The sequence below is a fragment of the Allobosea rubneri genome (assembly GCF_032464875.1).
Lineage (GTDB): Bacteria > Pseudomonadota > Alphaproteobacteria > Rhizobiales > Beijerinckiaceae > Allobosea > Allobosea rubneri.
Window position 1 is genome coordinate 87,596 of record NZ_JAWDID010000019.1, and the last position, 6,497, is coordinate 94,092.

Annotated in this window: 3 protein-coding genes and 1 pseudogene; 2 read left to right on the forward strand and 2 right to left on the reverse strand. The window is 59.5% G+C overall.

Annotated elements, in window-relative coordinates; all coding sequences use genetic code 11:
- Positions 1–88 precede the first annotated feature (88 nt).
- Entirely contained in the window at positions 89–1,006 is a 918-nt protein-coding gene (locus RKE40_RS14485; RefSeq protein ID WP_316018935.1) for a hypothetical protein, read from the reverse strand.
- A 701-nt stretch (positions 1,007–1,707) separates the two neighbouring features.
- On the opposite strand from RKE40_RS14485, the gene RKE40_RS14490 reads away from it, so the two are divergent.
- The gene (locus tag RKE40_RS14490; RefSeq protein ID WP_316018936.1) at positions 1,708–5,763 is read left to right on the forward strand and encodes a helix-turn-helix domain-containing protein; all 4,056 of its coding nucleotides are present in this window, start codon (positions 1,708–1,710) and stop codon (positions 5,761–5,763) included.
- A gap of 130 nt (positions 5,764–5,893) precedes the next feature.
- Here RKE40_RS14490 and RKE40_RS14495 read toward each other — a convergent pair whose 3' ends face one another.
- The gene (locus RKE40_RS14495; RefSeq protein ID WP_316018937.1) at positions 5,894–6,145 is read right to left on the reverse strand and encodes a hypothetical protein; all 252 of its coding nucleotides are present in this window, start codon (positions 6,143–6,145) and stop codon (positions 5,894–5,896) included.
- Between the two features lie 213 nt (positions 6,146–6,358).
- On the opposite strand from RKE40_RS14495, the pseudogene RKE40_RS14500 reads away from it, so the two are divergent.
- A pseudogene (locus tag RKE40_RS14500) lies at positions 6,359–6,497 on the forward strand (IS3 family transposase); the annotation flags it as partial.

Below are 6,497 nucleotides of genomic sequence, written 5' to 3' on the forward strand. Positions count from 1 at the left end.
TCGCCGGGCACGCAGGCGCCGGCGTCGCAAAAAGGAAAAGGAGGGAGGACGCGGTCGGCGCGTTAACGCAGCCGGCCGCGCGATTGGTTCAGAGAGCGCGCCAGGCCGAGGCCGGAATGTTTGTGCCGGAAGCCAAACGGCCGCCATTGGTCAGGGACGGCACCGCGATGTCGCGGTTCAAGCGCCCGAACACGCCGGCCGGGTCGAGCAGGCCGAGCTCCCGGAGGCGCTTCCGCTTCCGCGCGATGCACACCTGTTCGGACGTTTCCGGTGAGGCGGTCAGGAGCGATCCGGCCCGCAGCACGGTCCACTGGCCGTTGACCGAGGCCCGCGCCTGCAAAGCGCCGCGCTCCAGCACGAAATGCCGCGTGGCGGGATGATCGAGCAAGTCGGCCGGAAAATCCCGCCGCCAGCCTTCCCGAACCGCACCACTGCCGATCGGCACGCGGTACTCGTCGCGCGGAGCGTCAGACTCCATAGCGCGATCGATCTGGGGCGCGAAATCGGGATCGAACAGTGTGCAGCCTGAGGCGAGCAGCAGGAACGGCAGCTCGCGCAACCAGTGCATCACGTCGTGGTCGCGAATGGAGTCGAGCGACGGCGGCTTCAGGAGCGCTCCAACGACCGGCATGACACCGGCCTTTCGGGCTGCCTGGGTCAAGATCGCCTCCAGCGCCGTGATCGCGTCCGCGCCGAATCCCGGGCTGGCGACGACGAAGGTTTGATCGATGCGAGGCATCGGCATGGTGCGGCGGTGATCCCGCAATCGGGCGGCCAGACCAGTGCTCTTCCCGATCCGGATCTCGTCACCGGCCAGGACATAGATGCAGGGGCCGGAGAAGACCGGCATCTGCGCAAGGCGCCGGGCGTGGCGCCACGGCGCGGCGCCGATCGTGAGGGTGCTCGTCGGCGTGGTCACGAACCGCACCGAAGCCGGCAGGTCGGCCACAGTGCGGACGTGCATCGTCGTCGGCGCCATGGGCGCCGTCGGGTCGAAGATGTGCATGGTGAAATCCCTTCCAGGCACGCCCACTCGCTCGCCGACGGACTAACCCGCAGCGGTGAACGACGATGAGCGTGGACAGCGTGGATCCGGCCTCAGATGAGGCTGCGGACGCTCAAGCTGCGGTTGAAGGGAGCACCGGGACGGGGTGCGGAGGCTTCCGTGCAGCGGCACGGGTCGATAAGATGGCGCTTAGCCATGGGTGGATCATCCTCATACGATGATCGCCTTGTGGTCAGGCCGCCATCTCCGTTGGCGCGGAGGTGGTGGCCGCCTGATTACACGCGGCGCTATGATCCGGCCGCAGGAGCGCGACCGAGAAAATTACCCTGCCGTATCTAGCAGCGAGCGCAACTCTTCCTCGATCGTATGGATAACGGGTTGTTTCTGGCCCGGGGCGCTGAGACGACGTCAACTGACAAGTCTGGCCCTCTGCGGACTTTAGTAACGTCCGCTGTCCGGCAAAATGATGGGCCGGCCGATGGCCGTCTCGCGACCCTCTGAAGGCCCGCAGTCGGGCAATTCAATTCGGGGCTAACAGCAAAGCCTGAGCTGCTGCTTTTCCATGATTTCATTGTTGAGCCGCCCAGGAGCTTGGGCTGGGGATCAAGATCGCGCCGTATGGCATCCCCTAAATCAGCTGACTGCGATCACAACAGTTCACACCAGTTGACCCAAACTCGACACACATTTAATGTGTGTCGATGAAGTTACGCACCAAACGTACGATTGCGCCTTTTGTCGCATTCGGGAAGGCGTTGACCGCATTGCGGGTTGCTGCGGGCTTCTCCACCCAAGGAGAGCTGGCAGCAAAGCTCGATGTAGCGCAGCAGACGATTAGCCGCTGGGAGAAGGGCTTATCCAGGCCGCGGGCCGACCAGATTGTTATCGTTGCTGCTGCGATCGGCGGCAGGGTCGATACCCTGATGGAGGCTGCTGGCTATCCGCTGCAGGTGGCAGTGGTGTCTCTCGATGCTCCTTTCCCGGTTGACGCGCTGTCGCCGGAAGCTTTCGAGCGCTTAACTGCCACACTTCTGGAAGCGCTTTACCCCGACACAACGGTTCATCAGCTCGGCGGTCGCGGCCATACGCAAGGCGGGCTCGACGTCCTAATGACGTTTCAGACAGGGGAGCAGTGGGGATTTCAGTGCAAGCGCGTGACGGAATTCGGTCCTCAGAAGGTGCGGGAGGCCGTTGCAAAGGACAGCTCGGTCACGAACAAGAAGTTTTTGGTCCTAAGCCGGATTGCAAGCCCCGACGCTCGGGTAGCCCTAGCCGATAGCGCCGACTGGGCGCTGTGGGATCGCGACGACATCTCCCGCAAAATCCGCGAACTGCCTGTTGAGGCACAGAAGCGTATCGTTCGGGTCTTCTTTCCCGGAATGGAGATTGCTCTGCTGGGTTCTTCAGCATCGAGCCCGTGGGAAACGCCGGACGAGTTTTTCCTCCCATTCGCCCGACAGGATGCCCTCTTCAATCATCAGTGGCAGCTCGTCGGAAGGCAGTCTGAGGTCGCGGATGTCTTAGAGGCGCTTCAAGGCGCAGACATAGGCGTCGTCCTGCTGACCGGCTCGGGTGGCGGCGGAAAATCGCGCGTTCTAAAAGAGGTACTCTCGTCCTTCAGTGTTAAGGCCCGAGGAACACGTATCCGAGTAGCGTCTGCAACAACGGATATTACCAAGGCTTCATTGGATGAGCTTGGGGATGGCGATATCTTGCTGGTCGTCGATGACGCCCATGATCGTGACGACCTTCAGGTTCTGTTCGCCCATGCGGCTGCCATGGGTAGCCATGTAAAGTTGCTCATCTCCGCCCGTCGGTATGGTGTCGAGCATATAAAGGCCCAGGCGGGCAGCTATTCGTTTTCCGGGAGCAATCTGAAACATGTCGATCTGCCGGAGCTCTCGCTTAAGGACGCGGAGGAATTGGCCACCCAGGTTCTAACGGAACTTGGAGGCCCCATTACCGCTGCCGCTGACATAGCCAAGTTCACATTGGACTGCCCGCTGGCCACGGTCATCGGCGCCCAGATCGTGGCGCGCGATAAGATCCATCCTTCGTTTGTGCAGAACGAAGATCGGTTCCGTACAACGCTCCTGGGCCGGTTCGAAAAAACAATTGCCGGGCACTTGAGCGACCGGGAAAACCCGCAGGTCATCCAGAAGCTCTTGGGCTTCTTGGCCCTCGTTCAGCCGATCGTAGTGGACGACGAACGAGCGCTGGCCGCGTTTGAAACGGTCGAGGGGATTTCAATCGCAGATACAAAAAGAGTTATGCGCCTCCTGGTTGAGGCTGGCGTGCTCTTCAGGCGGGGGAGCAGTTATCGACTTTCTCCAGACGTCTTGGGGGATTACCTCATCGAATCCCGCTTCGAAGGACCAGATGGCACTTCTAACGGGCTCGCCGAGCAATACTTCGATGCCTTACCCAAAGAGGGTATCAAAAATCTGCTGCTGAACCTGGGGCGGGTCGATTGGCGCCGCAGCGGCAAGGCCGCCGAACGTGGTCCTCTTTTGGAAAATATCTGGCGGCGGCTGCGGCCGGTCCAGGAATATCGCGATCCTTACATCGCTGCAGTTCGAGCTGTTGCCTATTATCAGCCTGCGAGAGCACTCGATTTTGTCGAAGGACTTATCCGGGAAGGACGGTTCCTCAACCAGTTAGCTGATATTGCCAAATATGCGGCCTATACCACTGATCATACCAAGAGGGCATGCGAGTGCTTGTGGGAGCTGGGCAAGAACGACCAGCGGAAGCCGAATTCAGAGCCGACTCATCCCATCCGTATCTTGACCGAATTGGCAGAACCACAGCCTGCTAAACCGATCTATTTCAACGACATTCTCGTTGATTTTGCCCTCGATCTTGCCCGGCGCTCAGATGCCTGGCGTGGAACCCATACTCCCCTCGATATCGTAGACGGAGCCCTGATTACGGAGGGGCATACCAGCTCCTACAGTCATTATGCGGTCTCGATGACCCCATATTTCGTTAGCCCAGAAGCGCTAAAGCCGATCCGAACAAAGATCCTCTCGTACCTGATTGCCCTTCTTACACATTCCGACGTTCGAAGAGCTGCGAGAGCCTGCGATAGCTTGGCAAAAGCCCTTCGGGCGCCAATTGGCCTGCTTGGGGCCAGTGCTCAAAAACGCACGATTGACGCATGGTATGCGCAATTTGAGGATACGCTTAGGAGGCTTGTGGCCGAGGTCGACCTAAACAGTCTCGATCCGATCGTACAGGTCGGCTTAAGCCGCGCAGTGAATTGGCATGCATCGCGCGGGCGCCCCGCGCTTTCAAAGCGGGCCAAGGCCATTCAAGACGGCCTTAAGCCGAATATCGACACAGAGATCGACCGTTTGCTCATCGATGGCTACGGCTATGAGCACCGGCTCGCCCATAGGGATGATCACGCCACCCGATGGTCAGAACATCTAGCTTCGATCGTCGCGAAGGTGGTGGAGGCCTATCCGAAGCCCCGCGATCTCATAGGGTACGTGACGGAAAGATTAAGGCGGCTGGAAGAGGCAACGCCGGGGCGAAACACGACGCTGGAAGTTATTGTCGGTAGGTTGATCGACCTTGCGCCGGGCGTTGCGGCAGCGTTGGTTGAAATCACTTACGAGAACCCCGAGCATGGCCTAGCCGGGTTTACCGGCTCCGCGCTAGGCAAATTACTTCAAATCGATCCGACGAATGGCAGGGAATGGATTGCGAAGTTCCTCAGCAATGACCGCCGAAATCTGTGGGTGTTCGTCGGCATAGCTTATCAGTGGAAAGTTGACGGCGGCCTGACACACGAGGACCAAAAAAATCTTCGCAAGCTTGTTTCTGAGGGCGATGAACGCGCCGTCTCGGCAGCTATTCACGCGGCGAGATTTCTAACTGAGGATAACCTCGACCTGGTCCGGGTGCTCATCGGTGAGGCACGCATTCCAACGCAGCGCATTGCCGACGAAATTTCGACCCTCCTCAAATTCAATCCCCGAAGGGGCCTGACAGTCGAAACAATGCCTGAAGCCGAGGTCCTCTCGCTGCTCGGTCGCATCGAGCCGCTTCCTGAGCTAGACGGCCATTGGCTTGAACTGCTTCTCGCCGACATTTCGGAGGCTTATCCTTGGCAGTGCGCAGAATTCTTCATGCGGAGAGTTGAAGCGGCATCCGCCGAGAGAGGTGAGGACGAACCTCGTATGCGACCGTGCAACTACGGTCCTTGGGGCCACGAGCGCCTGCGCTTTAAGAAGTCTCCAGACGCTCCCGAGCTATTGCGGCACGTCTATGCCTGGATGCGGGATAATCGGGAACGACGCGGCCTCTTCAGCTATCACACCCGCAACCTTTTCGAGGCGATGTTCGGGCCATTTGATAGCGCTCTGGTGAGTATTTTGACGCAGATATTGGCCTCGGCAACCGAGGGCGATATTGCGACTATAGCGGCGATTGTAAGGGAGGCCGAACCCGCGTTTGTCTTTGATCAAGGGGAATTCGCGATTGCTCTGATCGAACAAGCTCAGAAGTTCGGGGCGAAACTGAGAGATGACGTAGTAAGCGAGCTTTACTGCTCTGCTGTCAGCGGGATGAAGCATGGCAGCCCTGGTGAACCGTTCCCGGAGGATATTGCACTGAAGGAACGATCGGTTGGGATGCTTGAAACCTTATCTCGGTTTTCGCCAGCCTATGCACTCTATGACCAGCTTCGGCAGCATGCCGAATACGCAATCAAGCGGGCCATCCACGACCGTGAGGACGTCGATGAATGATTGAGCCCCCGCAAATCTCCGGTCCAGATCGCCAACCAGCGACCGATAAGCTGCAGATGGCAATTCTCGACAAGATCGTAATCAGCGCTGAAGGTGCCGTCGCTGCGCTGTGTGGCTCTCGGTTTGCGGCTTAAGCCGCCCAGACCTTCTCCAGTCGCTTTTCCGTGGTATGCAACACCCCCGCAACCTCGGGGCAGACGTATTTATAGGCCTTCACAATGTACGGCTTTTTGGTGATCGCGGCGATCAGGGTTGCGAGGTCGCCAAGTTTGCCGGTCGTCTCAGGCGTGATCGGGATGACCTTCTGCTCGTATTTGCCGGTCGTGGTGTTCTGATCCCACCATTCGGTCACGGCCGCATTTCGCGGCATGGCGTTGCCCATGACGATGTGGACGAGGTTGCCCTCGATCGCCCGGAGGCCAACTGGGCAGTACCAGAGGAAGAGCTTGCCCTGCGCGTCCTTCGGAGCCGCGTCGTGGTCGTAGCAAAGGAAGTAGTCGGCCTTCGCCAGGTTCTTGACGCGCTTGTCCGCGAAGCCGCCGAAATGAACCGCCCCGGGTTTGTCGGAGGTCCCAACTCCTGAGAGGATGGGGCTATGACGAGCAAGACGACGAACAAGTTTTCGCCTGAGGTGCGTGCCCGCGCGGTGCGGATGGTGCTGGATCACGAGGCCGAGCATCCGTCGCGCTGGGCGGCGATCATGTCGATTTCGGGCAAGATCGGCTGCACGGCGC